We start from the raw sequence: 19,548 nt of genomic DNA on the forward strand, positions 1-19,548 counted from the left end.
CGCACGTCATCGACGGCACGACAACCAGACCATAGACGAAAACGACTTCCATCTTCAACTAGTGGCCACTCCGCTGTCGGCCTCGCGGACACCCTCGAGCTCGTCCGGGCCGAGGAGACCACCGGGACCGAGGTGGAGCACGTCACGGTCACCGCGGGTGGGCAGGAGTACCGGGCGCGCTACCTTGTGGACTGTGACGGCGGGCGCAGCACGGTGCGCAGGCTTGCCGGCTTCGACTTCGTCGGCACCGATCCGCTGTTCACCGGGCGTGGCCCAGGTCGCCTTCGCCGACGACGGCCGGCTGGCACTCGGTTTCAACCTGACGGATCACGGCATGTATCTGCGCACGCCCTTCGAGGGGCACCTGGGCATGATGGATTTCGACGGTGGTGCCTTCGACCGCTCCACGCCGCTGACTCGCGAGTACCTCCAGGACGTCCTGCGCCGCATCACCGGCAGCGACGTGACGCTGACCGACGTGCGTCTGGCATCCAGCTTCACCGACCGTGCCATGCAGGCCACGACGTACCGTCAGGGCCGTGTGCTGCTGGCGGGCGACGCGGCCCACATTCACTCGCCGCTCGGCGGCCAGGGCCTCAACCTCGGCATCGGGGACGCCGCCAACCTCGGCTGGAAGCTGGCCGCGACCGTGCGCGGCACCGCGCCCGAGGGCCTGCTCGACACCTACACCAGCGAACGCCACCCCATCGGTGCCGCGGTGCTGGACTGGTCACGCGCGCAGGTGGCAACCATGAAGCCGGGTCGCAACGCGCCCGCGCTGCGCAAGCTCTTGCACGACCTGCTGGGCACCACCGACGGCACCACGCTCGCCTACCGCCGGACCACGGGCCTGTTCAACCACTACGACCTGGGCGACGCCCACCCGCTCGTCGGCCGCACCGCCCCCGACTTTCGCTTCGAGGACGGCACCCGCCTCGGTGAACTGCTGCGCTCGGGACAGGGCGTACTGCTCGACTTCGGTGCCGATGACGCCCTGCAACGCGCGGCCAAGAGCTGGCAGGACCAGATCCTGTACAAGGTCGGCCCGGCACGCAACGAACTCGGCTTCAGCGCCGTGCTCGTACGCCCCGACGGCGTCGTGGCCTGGACCGCCGCAGAAGACCGGAACCTCGCCGCCTTCGAGCAGGCCGCCACCCGCTGGTTCGCCGGCCCCCATGACCAGCCGCCTCCGGGCCGCGACGACACCACGCCCGCGGGCCCCGGACAGCCTTCGGTGCCCCTGTCCAGGTCATCTAACTCGTCCCGCCGGCCATGCGGACCACCCTGGTGGGGCAACAGGACAGCGAGACGGCCATGCCGCTGGAGGACTACCTCGCCGAGACCCTGACGATCCCGGACAGCGAGCCCGACGCCAAGGAGGTCCTCGTCCCGCCGCCCGTCGCCACAGCGGGACAGGAAGAGGTGAATCCGCACGCGCTGCCGCTGCAGGACTTCGCCACCGAGGTCATGCATCTGCTCGCACAGGACCCCACCCCGCACGAAATCCTCGTGAAGGGCGTCCTCACGCACCGCTGGGCCGAGCGCGACGGCACCTACGACGACCTCGTCGCCCAGCGCTCCCGTGCCCTGGCCATGCTCCCCGGCCGCGCCGGCTGACGCCCTCCTCCCGCTGCCTCCTCACTCGCAGCGATGTCTTCGACCACCACGACCCCGCACGAGTCAAGTGGCTCTGCGGAGTACGGTTCGACACCTGGCCCCACCCCGCACGGCAGACCCGCCACGGCCCCTACCAACCGCATCAACAGGCGGCCTGTCGTCGATCGTTTTGACAACAGGCCGCCCGCGCACGTTGCACGGCTTCCGGTGTCTGCGCATCCGTTGCCCTACCGGCAGCTCAGGGCGTTGTGCTGACGTTCGACGCAAGTCTGCTGGGTGCCCCGTGCATGTTCGCGGCCCGTGCCATGATCCGGCCTCATGAGTGACCGATCGCTTTCTGCCGTTTGGCTGGCCTCGTGGACCAGCAGGGTCTCGGAGACCCTCGAGCCAATGACAGACGAGTTCGAGCGCCGACACGGCTTTCCCGCGGGAGTCAACGCAGTCCGGCTGGCCGACGATGCCGGCCGCACCGCGGCTCGCACGCTTGCCCAGGTCAACTTCGTCCCTGCCGACCTGGTCACCTTCTACGACAACATCGGCGAGGTCACCTGGGCGGACGTCGGCAACGGCTACTTCGTCGACCCGGCAGCCGATGTCCTTCTGCGGTTCACGCAGTACGGCACTGTCGGTGTCGGCGCAGACCAGAAGGACCGCGGCCTGGTCATCGGCTCGAACGGTGGCGGCCTGTCCTATGTGGCCGGCACTGGCGGAACGATCCACCGGACGCGAACGGCGTCGCTGGACGAACCCGAGCTCGACCAAGTAGCTGATGACCTGCTGCAGTTTCTAGAACTGCTGGAACGCTCCCTGACACGGTTCGTCACCAACGGCGAGACGGGATGCCTGTAGCCGGTGACTCAGCAACTCACTGTGGCAGCTGCTGTTTCACCGGCAGCTCGGCGAAGCTGCGCAGTGTCCGCTCTCCGTGAGCAACACAGCCCGGCAAGGATGCAGAGGGAGAAACGCAGACCATTCCTTCCCTGAGTCATCTGAGCGTTAACCCGTAAATGATCTACGGCATGCTGGTTGAGTTGACCAGCATCATTCCCTCGGCCACCCGGCGAGAGCGAGGTTGCGGGGGCGGGCGATGCCGAGCGTGGCGTGGTGAACGCCGTCACCTTTGAGACGGCAGTGGCGGAGGATCTTCCAGGTCTTCATACGGGCAAAGACGTGCTCGACGCGGGCGCGGACCTTGTGGTGTGAGCGGTTGTGCTCCTCTTCCCAGGCCGGAAGGCCAGCCTGGCCTGGTGCACGGCGGTGCGGGATGATCAAACCCGTGCCCCGGTAGCCGCCGTCGGCGATCGCCGTGTTGCGGCCCGCCGCGGCCTTGATGCCGAACAGCTCCCACGCCTCGCACTCGTTGCGGTGGTTGGCCCAGGGTGAGGTCGGTACGCCAGTAGGCGGCGACCAGCAGCGCCCGGTCCTCCAACGGCAGGGCCCACCGTCGGCCCCTGCGGACCGGGACGGTGCCCTCGTAGCGGAGCACGGCACTCAGCTTGCCGAATTGCCTTGGGCTCTGCCCGCTGGACAGGGGCGTCCACGCGGGTTCCGAAGCCGTGACGACGCCAGCCGTTTCAAGATCATCGCAAGCAGGCCGGCCGCCTCTCCCTTGTCAGTACATTTCAAGGGCTGGAGCTGTGTGAGGGGCGTGGGCTGCTGTTCGATCTCGTCTACCGCGCGGAGGCCTGCGACGCCGCGGCCGGGTGGACCGGACGGGTCAACACCGTCACCGCCCGCACGGGCCGGGGGGGGACATCGACGCGTTGCTGATCCGGCCTGGCGGTTGTGTTGCCTGGGCCTTGCCTGCCGGGCAGGGCCTCGACGCCGTCACGCGGGTGCGTGCGCTGGGCACTTGGTTCGGCCAACCGGCCTGAGCAGCGTTCTAACGGTCGTCTCAGGTTCGCTCCATAGGAAGAGGCGTCCAGATAAGCGATGCAACCCGTATGCAGGAGGCTAGTGATGGCAGTCAACTCAGCGCCGTCCGGACAAGCGCCAGCCGGCCGGTTGGCAGGCCGGTGGGTGCCATGGTTGGTGATTGGCTTGTGGCTGGTGCTGGCGGCGGGAATGGTGCCGCTGAGCGGTAAGTTGAGCTCGGTCACCACCGACAGCGCCGTGGACACCCTTCCGGCCAGTGCCGAGTCCACCAAGGTGGCGGCGCTGGACGACAGTCTCCCCGGCGGTGAGGACAGCACGTTCGTCTTCGTGTACCACCGGGCCGACGGCTTGACCGCCGCCGACCGCGCGGCGGTCAAGCGCCACTACGACACCCTTGCCAAGCGGTACCCGCCGAAGACGACGACGGCGGACGACGAAGACGACGAGGGCTCACCGACGAGCCTTTCCACCGACCGCAAGGCGATGACGTTCACCCTCGATGTGAGCACGGCCTACGGCCCACCGGAGGAGATCGTCGGCCCGTTGCGTGACGCCGCGACGGACCGGCCCTCCGGCCTGGAACTCGACGTGACCGGCCCGGGCGCGATCGACGGCGACATGGATGCCGTCTTCGACGGCATCGACGAGCAGGTCCTGCTCACCACCATCGCCGTCGTCACGCTCCTGCTCATCCTCACCTACCGCAGCCCGGTGTTGTGGATCATCCCGCTGGTGACCGTCGGCGCGGCCGCACTGACCTCGATGGCGACCGTCTACCTGCTCGTCAAGGGCTTCGGCATCGTCGTCAACGACCAGAACTCGGCGCTGCTGACGATCCTGGTGTTCGGCGTCGGCACGGACTACGCGCTGTTGCTCATCGCCCGATATCGGGAGGCACTGCACCACCATGAGAACGTCCGGGTCGCGATGGTCCACGCGCTGCGCGGCGCGGCGCCGGCCATCGTCGCGTCCGCGGCCACCGTGGTCGCGGGCCTGCTCTGCTTGCTCGTCGCGGACCTGAACAGCACCAGCGGGCTGGGCCCGATCGGTGCGGCCGGCATCCTGTGCGCGCTGGTGGCCATGCTGACGCTGTTCCCGGCGGTGCTCGTGGTGCTCGGCAGGCGGATCTTCTGGCCGGCCATTCCGCGGTTCAGCACGGCCGTGGAGGAGAAGCCGAGGCTGTGGGGACGGCTCGGCACCGCCATCGGCCGCCGCCGGTGGGTGGCGACGCTCGGCTCGCTCGGAGCCCTCGGCGTGCTCGCCCTGGGGATGGCGGGCAACACCGGCGCCCTGAGGGAGCAGGACCAGTTCCTGTCCGCGCCGGAGTCGGTCACGGGCTTCACCGTTCTCCACCAGCACTTCCCGGAGCTCGGCGGCCAGCCGATGACGGTCTTCACGCGGCCGGCGCACCAGGAGCGGGTGCTCGACGTCGTCAAGGACACGCGCGGCGTGGCCCTGGCCGTCCCGGAGCAGACCAGCGGTGGCTGGGCCAACATCTCCGTGTTCCCGAAGGACGCGCCGGACACCGCCGCGGAGTACGACACGATCAAGCGGGTGCGCACCGCCGTGCACGCGGTGAGCGGGGCGGAGGCGATCGTCGGCGGGCCGAGTGCGGAGAACCTCGACACCGAGGTGACCACCAGGCGCGACGAGAAGTTGGTGATCCCGCTGGTGCTCGCCGTCGTCCTGATCGTCCTCGGGTTGCTGCTGCGCGCGGTCCTGGCCCCGCTGGTCCTGATGGCCACCGTGATCGTCTCATTCGCCGCGGCCTTCGGCGGCAGCGTGTTCGTCTTCGACACGATCCTCGGGTTCAAGGGCATCGACTATTCGGTGCCGCTGCTGGCATTCCTGTTCCTGGTGGCGCTCGGCGTCGACTACAACATCTTTTTGACCAGCCGGGCCCGGGAGGAGACCGTGCGTCTCGGCACCAGAGAGGGCATGCTCAAAGCCCTCTCGGCCACCGGTGGCGTCATCACCTCGGCTGGCCTGGTCCTGGCGGCCACGTTCGCGGTCCTCGTCACACTTCCGCTGGTAATGCTGGTCGAGGTCGGGTTCCTGGTGGCCTTCGGCGTGCTGCTCGACGCCCTGCTGGTGCGGTCGGTCCTGGTGCCGGCCCTCACCTTGCTGATCGGCCGGCGGATCTGGTGGCCGAGCCGGCTGTCCCGTCCAGCGGCGGAGCTGCCGGACGGTCAACAGTCGCTCGCCGACGACGAGGAGCGCGCGCTGCAACGGTAAGCGCGGCGGCACGGACGAGATCCGGGACGGGGAACCAGGCCCGTCCCGGATCTCGTCGTGGCACGACGGTCGCCGCCCTTTGGTCCTGCGCCACACGCCGGGGCTGGAGTCGACCCATCACGGTGTCCTGACCCGACGGCGAGCCGCGCGGGGCAGGCCGTGGCCGAGGACCGCCGTCCCTCGTCCCGCGCCGCGCCGCCGGGGCGGGTCAGGACGCCGCGGTGTCCTCCCCGGCGGCGAGCCGCGCGACCGGGGCGGGCGGGGCGGGCGGGGCCGTGGCCGGAAGGTCGACCCGGAGCAGCGCGCCACCGCGCGCGGAGCGGGCGACGGTGGCCCGGCCGCCGTGGGCGTCGACGACCCGCTGTACGATCGACAGCCCCAGACCGGATCCCGGCAACGCCCGGGCGCTGTCGGCACGGTAGAACCGGTCGAACACCCGCGGTGCGTCGGCGGCGTCGATGCCCGACCCTGCGTCGTCGACCTCGAGCACCGCCGACGCGCCCTCGGCACGAAGCCGGACCTGGATCGGCTGGTCCGCGGGGGACCACTTACCGGCGTTGTCGATGAGGTTGAGCACCGCTCGCTCGAGCGCAGCGGGACGCCCGCTCACCCACACGGAGGTCACATCCAGCGCCACCTCGATGTCGGGCATGCGGGAATCCGCCCGGGTCGCGGCGGCCACCACCACGTCGGCGAGGTCGAGCACCTCACTGCCCTCGTCGCTGACGTCACCGCGCGCCAGGTCGGAAAGCTCGGCGACAAGGGTGCTCAACTCGGCCACCTGGGCGCCGAGATCGTTGAGCAGCCGGGTCCGGCTCTCCGCCGGCAGTGCGCTGTCCAGGGTGCCGCGCCGATCGAGCCGGATCAGCAGCTCGACGTTGAGGCGCAGGCTGGTGAGCGGAGTCTTGAGCTCGTGGGCGGCGTCCTCGGCGAGCAGCCGCTGGGCCTGCCGGGAGTCCCGGAGCGCGGCGAGCATGTCGTTGATCGACTGGATCAGCCGCCGGATCTCCCCACCGCCCTCGTCCGGGATGTCGGCGTCGAGCTCCCGGGTGTGCGCGACACGTACCGCGGCGACGGTCAGCCGGTCGATAGGTGCCAGCCCGGTCCGCGCCACGGTCCGCCCGACAAGGGCGCCGCCGACCACGCAGAGCAGCCCGATCAGCAGCATGCCGAACCCGAACCGGTTGACCGGGCCGTCGTCGACGGCGCGGGCCACCTGGACCGCGCCGTCGCCCGCCCGCAGCGTGTAGATGAGGTACCCCTCGTCGCTGTCGCTCGACTCCAACAGGTCGGCCGACGCGCCCTGCGCCACGCGCCCGGCGTGCTCGCTGACCGGGGGCAGCGCGGGTTGGCCGGCCGGCGTCCGGATCGAGCCGTCGCGCAGGATGACCCGCACCAGTCGACCGGACCCGGGATACGGCGGTAGCTGGAACTGCGCCAGACCGGCGCGCTCCGCGTTCGTCGCCAGGACGCGGGAGTCGGCGCGCAGCTGATCCTCGGCGGTGTCCCGCAGCTCCCAGTCCAGTAGCTCACTGGCCACCTGGAAGGCCACGAACACGCTGACCGCGATGGCCGTCGCCGCGATCACCGTCAGCCTGGCCCGCAGGGACCGCCGGCGCCACCATCGGGTCAGCCGGCGCGGTTCCCGCCCGGCGTGCCTGCTCACGGAGGAGTCTCCCGCAACGTGTACCCCAGGCCGCGCAGCGTGTAGATCAACCGCGGCTCACCCTCGGCCTCCATCTTGCGGCGCAGGTAGCTCACGTACACCTGGAGATTGTTGGCGGTGGAGCTCATGCCGAAGCCCCAGATCGCCTCGAACAGCGCGTCACGGGTCAAGACCCGGGTCGCGTTGCACACCAGGACCTCCAGGAGGGAGAACTCGGTCCGGGTCAGGTGCAGGCGCCGCCCGCCCCGACACGCCTCGAACCTGTCGGGATCGAGCCGGACGTCGGCGAACGACAGGATGTGCGACTCCTCGTCGGCCGGCGTGCGCCGGCGCAACAGGGCCCGCACCCGGGCCAGCAACTCCTCGGTGGCGAACGGCTTGGGCAGGTAGTCGTCGGCGCCCGCGTCCAGCCCCGTGACCCGGTCGGAGACCTGATCACGGGCGGTCAGCATCAACACCGGCAGATCCCGGCCTGCGGCCCGCAACCGCCGGCAGGTCTCCAACCCACCGAGGCGGGGCATCATCACGTCGAGGAGCAGCAGATCCAGCGTGTCGCCGTCGGCCCCACCGAACTCGTCGAGCACGGCGAACCCGTTGGCGACGGTGCTGGTGTCGTAACCCTCCACCTGGAGCACCCGCTCCAGCGACTCACGGATGGCCGCGTCATCATCCGCGATCATGATCCGCACGCGGGCCCGCCCCCTTCCAGTCGATGTTTTTACCGCGCATTGTCCCCGATCAACCTGAGACCAGGATTAGAGCGTCGCTGGGGACCGCGTTCTGACCGCAACGATGTCAGCGGCATCCTCAATCGCCTGGAGAGCTGCCGCCGGATCGACCGCCAGGCCGACCCCGCCAATCGGCGCCGCAACGTCGTCACCCTTACCGCCGCCGGCAGGCAGCACCTCGAGGAACTCCAACAGCACGCCGATGCCGTCCAGGCCGAACTGCTCGCCGGCCTCGACGCCGTGGAACGACGACAGCTTCACTGCCTGCTCGCCAAGCTGCTCGACAGCCACAAGCCGCAACCGGCGTAGGTGACCTCCACTGCGCAGGTGGCCTCTACCTCGACGGATCGACCAGCAAGCGCAGGCGACAGATGAAGCCGATCACCGGAGACCCCTCGCGCGGAGCTCGAAACCTGTCCGATTTGTCGAGCATCGCCTGGAACGCCGACCAGACGGCCACTGGCCAGGAACTTCCCGCCGACGCCTTCACCATCCGGTACCCGGATCTGGACCCTGCCTGGGACTTCGATTTCGACGATCGTGAAGAGACGGCTCGCACGCTCCCCGCCTTGACCGCCCTGTATTCGTACGGACAGCAGTCGGTAGCATCCCGTGCATCCGACAGGGGCCAAGCCTGAGCTGTCCCACCGAAACCGCTACTCGAGTCCTCACCGGAAGGCCATCATGAGCTGGGACGTGATCCTCCTTCGCCTGCCCGACGACGTCACCTCGGCGCAGGAGATTCCCGCCGACCACACCCCGGACCCGCTCGGCCGGCGACACGACGTACTCGCGGCTGTCACCCGGGTCGCTCCCGATGTTGACCTCTCGGACCCCGCTTGGGGTGAACTCTCCGGCCCCACGTGGTCCATCGAGCTCAACATCGGATCAGAAGACCCGGTGGACTCCGTCATGCTCCACATCCGGGGCTCCGGCGACGACGTGCTGACGACCGTCCTCCGACTTGCAGAGGCGCTGCGATGCAAGGCGCTCGACTGCACCGAAGGAGACCTGATCACTCCGCGGCAGACGTCGGGCTGGCCTGCCTTCCAGCAGTTCCGCGATCAAGTGACGGGCCCCTCCCTGTGATACCTCCCGGTCAGCGCCGGTATCCGCTCCATGCACACCGAAACCCGACTGGGGGCCTTCTGCCCGGCCCGATGGTCACGTCCGACGAGGAAAGGGTCTTCCCCCAGCAGAGTCGCGAAGGCCGCCATCGCTCGGAAACCGACGAAGTCGTGGCCCAGCACGGTCCGCTGACACTCCGTCATGACCGCCAAGGTCAGCGGCGTGCCTGCGCCACGTTGGCGAAGGCCAAGTCCAGGACGGTCAGGACCTGCCGATCGAACCGCTCCAAGGCTGACCGAGACTCGTTGCCCACGCGCACCACGAAGCGTCCACCGGTCAGGAGGGATCGGTGAACGAGATCGGCTTGCCGGTGGCGTGGGCGTATGCAATCTCCCTGCTCGTGGACTCGCCGACATACCCACCTGGGTTGACGACCAGAACCCGGTCTGCCAGGTCGATCTTGCGCAGGTGCAGGGCGTCCAGCGCGGTCTTCTGCTCGTTGGTGATCAACTCGTCTGCTTCGTGATCCTCGGCGCGCCGGAATACGCCTGGCGCGACGACGATGACACCTGCGAAGGTCAGATCCCGGTTCGCCGCACTCATCTCGTCCACGAACCGGGTGGAGCCGCAGATGCAGACAATCTCAGGTCGGTCGGGCACGGCTCAGTCCTTCGGATCGAACGGGAAACCGCAGTGTGTGCGTAGACGTCACGGACACGCATACGGGCCAGCAGTTTGAGCGGCGAGATGGACGCCACCACGCGGCTGCCGCGTCGCAAGTGGAAGGTGCGGCTCACCGCGGTGAGGGCACGATCATCGGCCTGGCCGCGGCTGAAGCCGATTCGCTCCTATGACCGCGGTGTGCTGTCCGAGCGCCACGTGGTGAGACGAGGGTGCCCGCGCAGTTCGGCGCGGCCGGTGGCCCACAACAGGGTGAGCCAGGGATCCGCGCCGTCCGGAGCCTCTGGAAACAGACGGGCGAGCACTCGCGAGCAGAGAGCGGAAGGCGGGGTCCAGGCAAGCCCGAAGCCCTCCGCCACATCGTGCATGTGCACCAGCGTTTCCTGCAGCGCCAGCGCCGCGAAGCCTTCGGGGTCCGACACCCCGGCGGCGTGGTGAGCGCGGACCCGGGGCGGCGTCGTACGCACCATGGCGACGAGCAGCGCGCCGCACGCCTCCAGCACCTGCACCAGGCCGGCCGGACCCGCGTCACGCTCCGCGTGGGCGAAGACCATGGGTCCGTCCGGCCTCTTCTGGCTCAACGCGAAGGGCACATGGGTGTCCAGCGGCGGGCTCTGCGGTCCCATCTGCACGGCGTAGTACAACAGGTCGTTGGCGAGATGCTCGACGGTCTCCCAGCAGTCCCACTCCAGCGAACCTGCCTTACCGCCCCACCCCTCCGGGGGCGCCGTCCGAAGGACGCCCGCGGCGAGCCGCACGGCAAGGTCGACGTCGTCCGCGGTGACGGGAGACAAAACTGATCCGGTTTCGACCGATCGAGACATGACAGCACCGTATCGCGGCGGAAGAAGGCAATCACATCCGTGAGGTGCCTCTTCGTGTGATCGCCGCGGGAGTGCTGGAGCGGCGTGAGGAGCCGGGCGAGGGGTTACTGTTCCGCCGGCGGAGGTAGGCGTGCAGGGCCCGGGGCGGTGGATCGGGGCGCGCCGTCCGGACGGGCGGCGCGGACGGACCGCAGGGCGGCCCAGATGTGGTCGGTGCGGCGCTGGTTGGTTCCCCACGGCTCGTCGTCGCCGACCGACTACCGGCCGCGGTAGGTGATGCCATGGGGTGCGTCGGTAGGTGGCTGGCAATCGGTCGGCGCGACGCTGTTCGGCTCAGCAGACGGGGGACGGCCTCCCGACCACCGAGGCTCGAGGCAGGCGAGCCCGATCTCGTTGAACCGGTGGACCACGTCGCGGACGGTGTCCTCGTCCGCCCGGACCAGCCGCGCAATGACCGGTGCAGGAGGCCACTTGGACAGGGAAAACGCAACTTCGACATGGCCCGCGGAGGCCGCTACCTTCAGTCCGGTCTTCGGCTACCACGCACGGTCGCACGGGAATTGCCTCACGTGTAAGCGACCGAACCGAGTCCACACCCAGGCACCCCGATCAAGGAGAGACGCATGCCCCATTTTGCGCTGTACACCTTCGGCGTCCTGAAGTCACCTCTCGCGGATCCCGCACCTCTCATGCACGAGTTCTACGACCGTGGTGAGGCCGTCTACCGGCAGATCAGTCAGCACCCCGGGTACCTCGCTCGTGCTGAAGTCTCAGACGGCGACCGGGGCATGCTGTTCGACGCGGACTGGGGTGCATGGGGAGAGTTCGCCGTACCGACCTGGTACGGCAAGGGCCGTACGGCGGAGACCACCGCGCTGGCCGCGACCCTCTCACTCTGGACCGACCTGCGCCCCGCCCTGGACGCCGTCTACACCGGTCTGCACCGTGAGGCACTGAACAGGCGTTACGACTGGTTCGAGAGGACAAGGCACCCGAATTACGTGTGCTGGTGGGTCTCCGACGGCGTGATACCCACCTGGCGGGAAGGTGTCTCCAGGCTGGAGCACCTCCACGACCACGGCTCCGTGCCGCACGCCTTCACCTTCCACCACTCATTCACCCCGGAGGGAACTCCGTCCAGGAACAAGGGCATCGGGCCGAAGAGCGACCAGGTTCGCTGACAAGGACGCCCGAACGACTGGGTCAGCTGTCAAACGCCTAGATTGTTGGGCGACCATAAGGAGTCACGGCGGCGCGCCGATGACGTTTACATTGACGTCGTAGGTGTGGTTGCTCATGGTCAGGCGTCGTTGGCGGCCTTGGCGGCGCGGCCCAGGCGCAGGGCCGAGATGAGGAAGAAGATGCCGCCGGGGATGGCGTAACCGACCGCGCTGGAGAGCGAGGGGTCGTCCGCGCCGGCGGACGCGACGAACGACGCCCCGGCCAGCACGGATATGCCGCCGCTGAGGATCATCGGCCACTGGCCGCCCATCTTGCGACGGGGAACGGCCACGATCAACTGGACGAGCCCGGACACGATCGCCCAGGCTCCCCACACCCGCAGTACCGCGGGGATGCCGGACGTGGCGGCGATGCCCACGCTGACGGCCGCGACGAGGCTGACCGCCATGTTGACGTAGAGCAGCACCGGCGACCGAGTCTCGCGCGAGGCGTTCGCGTCGACGACGGCCGCGCCCACGTCGAACAGCGGGTACACCACCAGCAGTACGGCCGCTACCGGGGTGATCTCCTCGGCCATGGTGAACATCACCAGGGCCCAGACGATGGCGAACGCGAACCGGACGAAGTACAGCCTCCGCAGGGCGGAGGCGGTCCCGGTGGTGGAGGACGGAGCAGCGATAGTGGTCACGTTGATCCCTTTCGGTGGATAACGAACGAGGGAGCAGTTCAGGGGTTGTTCTGGTCGGACGTCCTGATCAGGTCGGCCCGACAGCGCCCTGGGCTCGCCGAGCCGAAGAGACGTTGACTCCGCCTCGGCGAGACTGAACGTTCTGTTCGCTCAGATTGGCAAGAGCGGGATGGCTTGTCAAGACCGAACGTTCTACCCGCTAGGATGACGGCATGGTGCGCAGCGAATCCGAGAGACGGCCGTCCGAAGCGCGATCCCGGCTGCTCAAGACGGCCGGCCAGGTGTTCTACGCGGAAGGGATCCACTCCGTCGGCGTCGACCGCATCGTCGCGGAGGCGCAGGTGACGCGGGCGACCTTCTACCGTCATTTTCCCAGCAAGGAGACGCTCGTCGTCGCCTACCTGGCGGAGGCCGACCGCGCCATGCGCGGCCAGGTCGACGCGGCCGTCGCCGCGAAACTCCCGGCCGCCGACACCATCCGGGCGCTCAGCGCGTCCATCGCTCAGAGCATCCAGTCACCCGACTTCCGAGGCTGTGCCTTCCTCAACGCCGTCGCCGAGTACCCCGACGCGGATCACCCGGTGCACATGGCCGTCCTCGCGCACCGCCAGTGGTTCCTGGACACCCTCATCGGACTTCTGGCCAGGATTGAGGAACAGTCCGCCGAACCCGCCGCCCACCACTACGTGATGATGCGCGACGGCGCGATGGCCGCCGGCTGCCTCTTCGATCCAGCACTGGTGTGCGAGACCTTCCTGACAGGCGTCGAAAGGCTCCTCGAAGTTCACGCGTCGCGCTTCTCTGCCCGTCCGGACCACATCTAGCGCGACGACCGAACGTTCTATCTCCTGCTTTGATAACCTGGCAGGATGAACCCCAGCCCAGAAGGTGGAGGCACCTCCGAGGCGCGAGCGCGGCTCCTCGACACGGCCACCAGGATCTTCTACGCGGAAGGAATCCACTCCGTCGGCATCGACCGCATCACCGCAGAGGCGAAGGTGACGCGGGCCACGCTGTACCGGCACTTCACCGGCAAGGAAGACCTCGTCCTCGCCTACCTCAACCAAGCCGACCAAGGAATCCGAGCACAGACCGCCGCTGCTCGGGCGAGCAGCGACTCAGCCGTCGACCAGGTCCAGGCCGTCGCCCAGTCCATCGCCGACAGCATCCAGTCCCCCGGTTTCCGCGGCTGCGCCTTCCTCAACGCGGCCGCCGAATACCCCGATCCCGCCCACCCCATCCACCAGTTCGTCCTGGCCCACCGCCAGTGGTTCCTGAACACCATCACGGACCTGCTCGCGCAAACGAGCGAGGCGCCCGCCGACCCGCCCGCACGGCACCTCGTCATGCTCAGGGACGGCGCCATGGCAGCCGGCTGCCTCTTCGACCCCGAACTCGTGTCCAACACCTTCTTGGGGGGCGTCGAAGGACTCCTCCGGAAACGAGGCGTGGAGGACCCGTTCGACGGGGTCCCCCGCACGTGACGGTCCCGCACTGACGGAGGCCATGACCGCCCGCCGTCGCGTCGTCCATCCCGCCATACTGGGCCGACTCGACCGCAGGCCGGATCCGACCGACCGGCGCTCGCGCATCCTGCGACCGACTTCCGAAGGCCGCGCCGGCTCGACGCAATCTCCGACATGCGCTCCCTGGAACCTGCCGCACGGCCGGCCGACTGGAGCGGCTGCGACGTCCTCCGGCTTGCTCGGCTGCTGGTCCGGCTCCCTGCCGCCTTCGACGCGCGCTGGACCGGACAGACACGTGCGCAGACCCGTCCGAGGGCGCACACCGCCCCCGCAAACCCCGGCCGTCTGATCGGCAGCTCTGACGGCCCGACAGAAAGACTGCCTGGGACGGCTGTTACGCAAGTGGTGAGAATCCGGTGGCTCACGGTGTGGGCCTCGGGCGTCCTCAACCTCCCCTCTGAAAGGTCAAGGAACCCTCACCCACGTCTGTTACGTCCCTCTCCGACCGGCGAAGAGCCGTGTATCGGGGGCTGCTTCGCGACGCTGTGCAAGTCTCCATCGACCGCCACCCACAGTGCGACGTCGCGTTCGCCTGTGGCGGCTACCTGCGTGCGGGCTTGTGCCTCGTACGTATCTGCGTGGTAGGCGGGAAAAGCGGCCGGTCTCGTGTACAGGCGCAGGGGCGGCTGACTGGTCCGTCCGTGCCTGCCGTAGGCGATCAGCCGTCGTCCGGGGTGTCCTGGTCGTCCTGGGCGAGGAGTTCTGCCGTGAGTTCCATGCATCGCATCCGGGCGGGAGAGAAGTCGTACGGCATTTTGGTGACCGCTTCGAAGGCGCTCAGCTGGGCGTCCTCTTCGCCCGTCAGGTCGGCGTCGTAGATCTCGAAGAGCTTCTCCTCAGCCGCGTCCACCCCGTCCGCCTCGATGGCCTGCACCAGCGCCTTGTGGTGGGCACAGTGCTGCGCGGCGAGTTCGTCGACCCGTGGGTCATGGGGGTCGACGCTGTCGTCGAGGGCGGCGTCGGCCGCATCGAGGCGGTCCGCGTCGGCCCGCAGGTCGGGGTGGGTGGCCAGCACGATGAACACGCTGGCCTGGGCAGCGGCTCCCAACGGCCCGAAGATCCGTTCCGTGACCAGCAGGGCGTCCAGGTCAGAAGGGCGCAGTGCGCCCGGGGGCAGGTGGCTGAACCGGTTCGTCACCAGTTGGGAGAGCAGACCCAGCGGGCTGCCCACGGCCCGCAGGCGCTCGACTGCCGCGCGCTGACGCTTGATATCGGCCTCCTGGGCGGCCAGGGTCTCCTCCAGCCGACCGAGGGTCTCCTCCATGTCGCGGGCTCCGTCGAAGGCGGCCCGCATGTCGTCCAGACTGATTCCGGCCTCCGCCATCTTGCGGATCCACAGCAGACGGATCATGTCGTCGTAGCCGTAGCGGCGCCGACCGTCACCGCCACGCTCGGGCTCCGGCAGCAGACCGATCTGGTGGTAGTGGCGGATGGCGCGCGGGGTGGTCCCGGCGAAGGCGGCGGCATCACCGATCTTGACCTGGCGGGGAGACGTGACGGAGGGGTACATCGCAGAGCGAGCCTTTCTTGCGGGTGGTGCCTCGACGACATCACATGCCGCTACGGCAGGTGCAACAACACGCATCCCGTCACCACCGAGAGCCAAGCACGGGGGCGGCCTTCGTCTGATCACGTGTTCCGGCCGAGGTGCACGTGACCGAGACGAAGGCCGTGAGGGTGAGTCTGCTGTCTGATGCCCGCCCACAGGGCGTTCCCTGAGAGCGCGAGTACGGCTGCGATCAGCTCCAGCAGGTCCTGTTCGTCGTTGAAGACTCGGTGTGAAAGGAGGCGTTCACCGCGCTCGTCGACCACCACGCTGTGATGGTGTTCCTTGCCGATGTCCACTGCGGCCGACATCTGGGGCACGGTCGCCTCCGCCAACACGTCGTCACACATCGATCCCGCAGGCGACCTCGCCGGCACCGGGATCGACGACGACTTCTGGGCTGCCTTCCAGCAGGGCTACCGCGAAGGACACGGTTGATGGGTGCACCAGCCTGCACGCCCTGCCGAGTTCATGTTCCTTCCCTCTGGCGCGTGTCGCTTTCGGTCAGTTCCCGGACGTGTGGAATCCCGGACGCGGCGACCCACAGTACGCTCAGCGCGGCCCCCGCCGTGCCAATCCACAGGGTGGGCCGAAGACCGAGCGCGGTGCCCAGTGTGCCGGCCATGACCGCGCCGAGCGGACGCACTCCGAAGTTGGCTGTCTGCACCACGCCCATCACGCGGGAGCGCAGCGTGGGCGGGATGACGGCGATCAGATAGCTGTTGGCCGAGATGTCCAGGACCGCGACACCGCAGCCGGCGCCGAGCTGCGCAGCAGCCAGCATCGCGATCACCTGCGGGGCCGGGCCTTCGGCCAGGGGCACCAAAAGCAGGGGCAAGCTGAACCACAGGAAGCCGGTGACGACGGTCGGGCCGATGCCGATGCGCCGCACCACGCGCGGTGCGGCGTACGCACCGGCCAGCCCGCCGATCCCGAGCGCGGCGACCACCGCACCCAACGCTCCAGCTGTCAGCTCCAGTTCGGTGGCGCCGTACAGCACGAAGAGAGTCATCAGGAAGGTATGACACAGACTCAGTGTGGACACGCCGGCCAGCAGCAGGGCGGGGGTGCGGTTCGCTGTCACCCACCGCAGTCCGGCCAGCAGCGCGGCCCGCTCACGCGGTGCCGGTGGCGCCTCCCGCGCACTGATGCGTCCCAGGCACACAGCAGACACCAGATAGGTCGTGGCGTCCACCAGCAGTGCCAACGGCGCCGACAGCGCCTGAACCAGTGCTCCCCCCGCGCCTGGCCCGGCCACCGCGGCCGCGGACCTGCTTCCGGAGAGCAGTGCGTTGCCCTCGACGTACCGCTCGGCGACGACCACGGACGCGTATACGTGGTGATTGCAGACCCGGAACAAGACGGTGAGCACCCCGACGACGAACTCGGTCACGAACAGGTGAGCCAGCGTCAGCACCTCGCCCGCATACGCCAGCGGTACGGAGGCGACCGCGACGAACCGACCGACATCCGCGACGATCATCGCCCGGCGCCGGTCGTTCTGTCGGTCCGCCCAGGCCCCGCCGGGTATCGACAGCAGCAGCGACGGAAGCAGAGCCGCCGCAGTGAGCCAGCCCATCTCGGTCGCGCCCGCGTCCAGCAACAGCACGGCGGCCAGCGGTATCGCCAGGATCGTGACCTCGTCGCCGACCAGCGACACGCTCTGCGCGCTCCAGTACAGCCGAAAGCCCCGCTCCCTCAACAACCCCGCCCGGGACGGCGCGTCCCCCGTGTTTCCTCGACAACGGGCCGTCTTCATCCTGACTCTGCTCATCAGGAGGCCCGCACGATTCGCACGGTGGCGTCAGACACGCCGGCGGCGCCGGGGCCTCTACTGCCCGCCATCCTCCACCCGCCCTGGTCCCCGAGCACCCCTCCCGGGCAATCGCTCGCCGCTACGGTCCCCTTCGAGGTCATCGGTCGACCTGGTGGACGGCAATGGGAGGGTCAGCAGCATGATGCGGGAGACGGGCTCACCGTCGGCCGGCCGCCAGTGACCGACCTGGCGGTAGCCCCACGCGGCGTAGGCGGCGTGCGCCGGTGCCGCCTCCGCCTCGGGCCGCATCGCCAACGTGACCCGCTCCACTCCCATCCCTTCAAGCAGATGGGCATGCATCTGAGCCGCCATCCCCTGTCGCCGCCACTTGGCGCGGACCGCGAGTTCGACGACGCCCAGGGTGCGCTCACCCGTCTCGGCCCTGAAAGCGGGCGTCGTCTCCTCGTCCATCGCCGTCCACCAGCCGGTCTCGGATGGCAAGGGGTAGCCGAAGGCGTAGCCGATCGGTACGTCGCCACAGTGCGCGACGACGAGGCGGGCCCGGGGAAGGAAGATCTCCTGAGCGAAGCGGTCCAAGAACTCGGCGATCTCCTTCGGGCCCTCACAGTACGGCGGATCGGCCCAGATCTCCTTGTACATCGGCAGCACCAGGTCGAGGTGCACCGCGCACTCCAGCCCCTCCCACCGCTCCAGCCCGATCGACGGCCGGCCCATACATTCCCTCCCGTGGAAAGTTGGTGTGCTCAGCGCAGGGGCCTCGGTGCCCGCCTGAGGGTCCATGAGGGCGATCATGCGTGCGGTCCTTCCGACGTCGAAGCGAGTTCCGGCACTGGTGCGAACACTGGCAGCGCCACAACAGCCCTCTTGCGCCTGTCCAGGGCCGATGGGACGACGAAGCTCCGCGAGGGACGCGGCCCCGGGGCTGCGTCACCCCCTCGGCTAAAGCCCGCTCATCGTCTGCTGACAGCACGCCGGCGAAAACCTGAAAGGTTGCAGGGTGCCCGGCGTAACACCGACCGCGCGCCGAGAAGGCGTTGAGGTCCGGCGCGTAGGGCCGCAGGGAGGCGTGATCGGCGCGCTGATCGTCATGGGACGGGACCCCTGGACACCGCCTACGACTACGACCCGATTGCGTTCCTGGATTCCGCGTAAGATCATCCCACGAGGGGATGGTGGCATGACCATGAAGGACTACCGGTGGTGCGCGGCGACCGCGGCTGCCTTGGTGCTGACCGGCTGTGGCAGCGGCGCGGAGAGCGACAGCGGGAGCGGCAAGGCGGTGGCGCTCACCAAGGGACAGGTGCGGGAGGCGCTGCCGGACGGCGAGGCCATGTCGGGCTGGAAGGAGTCCGCTCGGCCCACGGCCGTCAAGATGGACGAGCTCTACCGTCGGGAGGCCTGCCCCATCAAGGGCAACGCAGGCTGCGAAAACTCCCGCTTCTACGGTGTCTCGACCTTCCGGCACGACGACAACGCCGGCTACGTCAGCTTTCTGGTCATCGCCTACGACAGCGAACAGGCCGCCCGGGAGGCCTACGACGTGCTCTGGGAGGGCTACTACGGCAAGAAGGCGGGACCGGCGGCGAAGCCGTTCGAGCTGGGGCCGATCGGTGACGAGCGTGACGCCCGGTTCGGGTCCTCCGGTTTCCAGGGCGAGCCCGGCGCCGTGACTCAGACCCGGGTCGGCACGACGCTCCTGTGGACTGAGACGGCTTCCATGGGCAAGGGCGGCATCGACGAGGACCGTGTCCGGGACTTGGCCAAGGTGTGGGCGGAGCGTGCCCGCCAGGCGCAGAACGGGGACGCGCCTTCCGCCACGCTCGGCGGCTGACGGGGCGGCCTCGAGCGCGCATCAGGCACCACGGGGCTCCGGCGAACCGTGAAATGGGCACTCGACCAGGCGCGTCGGCGCGGGACGGCCGCTATTCCAGCCACGCCCTGTCAACGGTCATTGAGATGCCGCCGACCGGTAGCAGCCTGATGTCGTCGATGACGATGAGATCGGCTCGGCAGGTCCGGGCGGCCGGCTGGAGTACCGCGACACGGCGTTGCGCCTGCTCACCGCTCTGGCACAGACATGCCTCACGGAGAAGTCATCTTTCGACGGCGTGACCGGCGCGTCGCTGTCGCGACGC

The 19,548-nt window shown here is 68.9% G+C and carries 20 protein-coding genes and 4 pseudogenes; 12 read left to right on the forward strand and 12 right to left on the reverse strand.

Translation table 11 applies throughout. The annotated features are described in order from the left end of the window. Positions 1-138: 138 nt before the first annotated feature. The 3 genes and pseudogenes from ACGH7X_RS00345 to ACGH7X_RS00355 all read left to right on the forward strand — a co-directional run. Positions 139-1,348, forward strand: a pseudogene (locus ACGH7X_RS00345) (FAD-dependent monooxygenase); the annotation flags it as partial. Between the two features lie 35 nt (positions 1,349-1,383). Next, a pseudogene (locus ACGH7X_RS00350) lies at positions 1,384-1,617 on the forward strand (oxidoreductase); the annotation flags it as partial. 390 nt (positions 1,618-2,007) lie between these two features. Next, entirely contained in the window at positions 2,008-2,466 is a 459-nt protein-coding gene (locus ACGH7X_RS00355; protein WP_399880091.1) for an SMI1/KNR4 family protein, read from the forward strand. 192 nt (positions 2,467-2,658) lie between these two features. On the opposite strand, the pseudogene ACGH7X_RS00360 reads toward ACGH7X_RS00355, so the two are convergent. Continuing rightward, positions 2,659-3,148, reverse strand: a pseudogene (locus ACGH7X_RS00360) (transposase family protein). Positions 3,149-3,320: 172 nt separating this feature from the next. On the opposite strand from ACGH7X_RS00360, the gene ACGH7X_RS00365 reads away from it, so the two are divergent. Both ACGH7X_RS00365 and ACGH7X_RS00370 read left to right on the forward strand, forming a co-directional pair. Further along, complete coding sequence (locus ACGH7X_RS00365; RefSeq protein ID WP_399880094.1) at positions 3,321-3,491, forward strand: hypothetical protein; 171 nt, start codon at positions 3,321-3,323, stop codon at positions 3,489-3,491. An 85-nt stretch (positions 3,492-3,576) separates the two neighbouring features. Beyond that, a complete protein-coding gene (locus ACGH7X_RS00370) occupies positions 3,577-5,727 on the forward strand; it encodes an MMPL family transporter (protein ID WP_399880096.1) in 2,151 nt (716 codons plus the stop codon). A 208-nt stretch (positions 5,728-5,935) separates the two neighbouring features. On the opposite strand, the gene ACGH7X_RS00375 is transcribed toward ACGH7X_RS00370, so the two are convergent. The 3 genes from ACGH7X_RS00375 to ACGH7X_RS00385 form a co-directional block, all read right to left on the reverse strand. After that, complete coding sequence (locus tag ACGH7X_RS00375) at positions 5,936-7,393, reverse strand: ATP-binding protein (RefSeq protein ID WP_399880099.1); 1,458 nt, start codon at positions 7,391-7,393, stop codon at positions 5,936-5,938. Beyond that, complete coding sequence (locus ACGH7X_RS00380; protein WP_399880101.1) at positions 7,390-8,082, reverse strand: response regulator transcription factor; 693 nt, start codon at positions 8,080-8,082, stop codon at positions 7,390-7,392. The genes ACGH7X_RS00375 and ACGH7X_RS00380 overlap by 4 nt, the downstream gene beginning before the upstream one ends. 66 nt (positions 8,083-8,148) lie before the next feature. Continuing rightward, positions 8,149-8,412, reverse strand: coding sequence for a hypothetical protein (locus ACGH7X_RS00385; protein ID WP_399880103.1), 264 nt, complete (start codon positions 8,410-8,412; stop codon positions 8,149-8,151). An 80-nt stretch (positions 8,413-8,492) separates the two neighbouring features. On the opposite strand from ACGH7X_RS00385, the gene ACGH7X_RS00390 reads away from it, so the two are divergent. Both ACGH7X_RS00390 and ACGH7X_RS00395 read left to right on the forward strand, forming a co-directional pair. After that, positions 8,493-8,759, forward strand: coding sequence for a hypothetical protein (locus ACGH7X_RS00390; protein WP_399880105.1), 267 nt, complete (start codon positions 8,493-8,495; stop codon positions 8,757-8,759). 46 nt (positions 8,760-8,805) lie between these two features. Further along, entirely contained in the window at positions 8,806-9,210 is a 405-nt protein-coding gene (locus tag ACGH7X_RS00395) for a hypothetical protein (protein ID WP_399880107.1), read from the forward strand. 315 nt (positions 9,211-9,525) lie between these two features. Here the strand turns inward: ACGH7X_RS00395 and ACGH7X_RS00400 are convergent, their stop codons facing one another. The 3 genes and pseudogenes from ACGH7X_RS00400 to ACGH7X_RS00410 form a co-directional block, all read right to left on the reverse strand. Further along, complete coding sequence (locus tag ACGH7X_RS00400) at positions 9,526-9,849, reverse strand: hypothetical protein (RefSeq protein ID WP_399880108.1); 324 nt, start codon at positions 9,847-9,849, stop codon at positions 9,526-9,528. A gap of 188 nt (positions 9,850-10,037) precedes the next feature. Beyond that, positions 10,038-10,694: a hypothetical protein gene (locus ACGH7X_RS00405; protein ID WP_399880110.1), complete on the reverse strand. Its 657-nt coding sequence runs from the start codon at positions 10,692-10,694 to the stop codon at positions 10,038-10,040. 329 nt (positions 10,695-11,023) lie between these two features. Beyond that, positions 11,024-11,173 (reverse strand): annotated as a pseudogene (locus ACGH7X_RS00410) (helix-turn-helix domain-containing protein); the annotation flags it as partial. Between the two features lie 144 nt (positions 11,174-11,317). Here ACGH7X_RS00410 and ACGH7X_RS00415 point away from each other — a divergent pair. Further along, positions 11,318-11,875, forward strand: coding sequence for a DUF3291 domain-containing protein (locus tag ACGH7X_RS00415; protein WP_399880112.1), 558 nt, complete (start codon positions 11,318-11,320; stop codon positions 11,873-11,875). A gap of 119 nt (positions 11,876-11,994) precedes the next feature. On the opposite strand, the gene ACGH7X_RS00420 is transcribed toward ACGH7X_RS00415, so the two are convergent. Further along, positions 11,995-12,564, reverse strand: a complete 570-nt coding sequence (locus ACGH7X_RS00420; protein ID WP_399880115.1) for a DUF308 domain-containing protein — start codon at positions 12,562-12,564, stop codon at positions 11,995-11,997. 212 nt (positions 12,565-12,776) lie between these two features. Between ACGH7X_RS00420 and ACGH7X_RS00425 the strand changes: the two genes are divergently transcribed. Next, positions 12,777-13,388 (forward strand): TetR/AcrR family transcriptional regulator, encoded by a 612-nt coding sequence (locus ACGH7X_RS00425; protein ID WP_399880117.1) that lies wholly within the window; start codon positions 12,777-12,779, stop codon positions 13,386-13,388. Between the two features lie 45 nt (positions 13,389-13,433). After that, on the forward strand, positions 13,434-14,048 hold the full coding sequence (locus ACGH7X_RS00430) for a TetR/AcrR family transcriptional regulator (RefSeq protein WP_399880119.1): 615 nt from the start codon (positions 13,434-13,436) through the stop codon (positions 14,046-14,048). A 700-nt stretch (positions 14,049-14,748) separates the two neighbouring features. Here the strand turns inward: ACGH7X_RS00430 and ACGH7X_RS00435 are convergent. Continuing rightward, positions 14,749-15,600 carry a MerR family transcriptional regulator gene (locus ACGH7X_RS00435; protein WP_399880121.1) on the reverse strand — a complete coding sequence of 284 codons (852 nt, stop codon included), beginning with the start codon at positions 15,598-15,600 and terminating at the stop codon, positions 14,749-14,751. Positions 15,601-15,719: 119 nt separating this feature from the next. Continuing rightward, on the reverse strand, positions 15,720-15,935 hold the full coding sequence (locus ACGH7X_RS00440; RefSeq protein WP_399880124.1) for a transposase: 216 nt from the start codon (positions 15,933-15,935) through the stop codon (positions 15,720-15,722). Here ACGH7X_RS00440 and ACGH7X_RS00445 point away from each other — a divergent pair. Then, entirely contained in the window at positions 15,928-16,074 is a 147-nt protein-coding gene (locus ACGH7X_RS00445) for a hypothetical protein (protein WP_399880127.1), read from the forward strand. The two genes, ACGH7X_RS00440 and ACGH7X_RS00445, sit on opposite strands and share 8 nt — an antisense overlap. Before the next feature lie 31 nt (positions 16,075-16,105). On the opposite strand, the gene ACGH7X_RS00450 is transcribed toward ACGH7X_RS00445, so the two are convergent. Beyond that, positions 16,106-17,410 carry an MFS transporter gene (locus ACGH7X_RS00450; protein ID WP_399880130.1) on the reverse strand — a complete coding sequence of 435 codons (1,305 nt, stop codon included), beginning with the start codon at positions 17,408-17,410 and terminating at the stop codon, positions 16,106-16,108. A 57-nt stretch (positions 17,411-17,467) separates the two neighbouring features. Continuing rightward, positions 17,468-18,205, reverse strand: a complete 738-nt coding sequence (locus ACGH7X_RS00455; protein ID WP_399880133.1) for a GNAT family N-acetyltransferase — start codon at positions 18,203-18,205, stop codon at positions 17,468-17,470. A 385-nt stretch (positions 18,206-18,590) separates the two neighbouring features. Here ACGH7X_RS00455 and ACGH7X_RS00460 point away from each other — a divergent pair, with 385 nt between their 5' ends. Continuing rightward, positions 18,591-19,244, forward strand: a complete 654-nt coding sequence (locus tag ACGH7X_RS00460; RefSeq protein WP_399880135.1) for a hypothetical protein — start codon at positions 18,591-18,593, stop codon at positions 19,242-19,244. The last annotated feature ends 304 nt before the right edge of the window (positions 19,245-19,548 follow it).

Source organism: Streptomyces sp. BBFR51, assembly GCF_044591655.1.
In the GTDB taxonomy this organism is placed as follows: domain Bacteria; phylum Actinomycetota; class Actinomycetes; order Streptomycetales; family Streptomycetaceae; genus Streptomyces.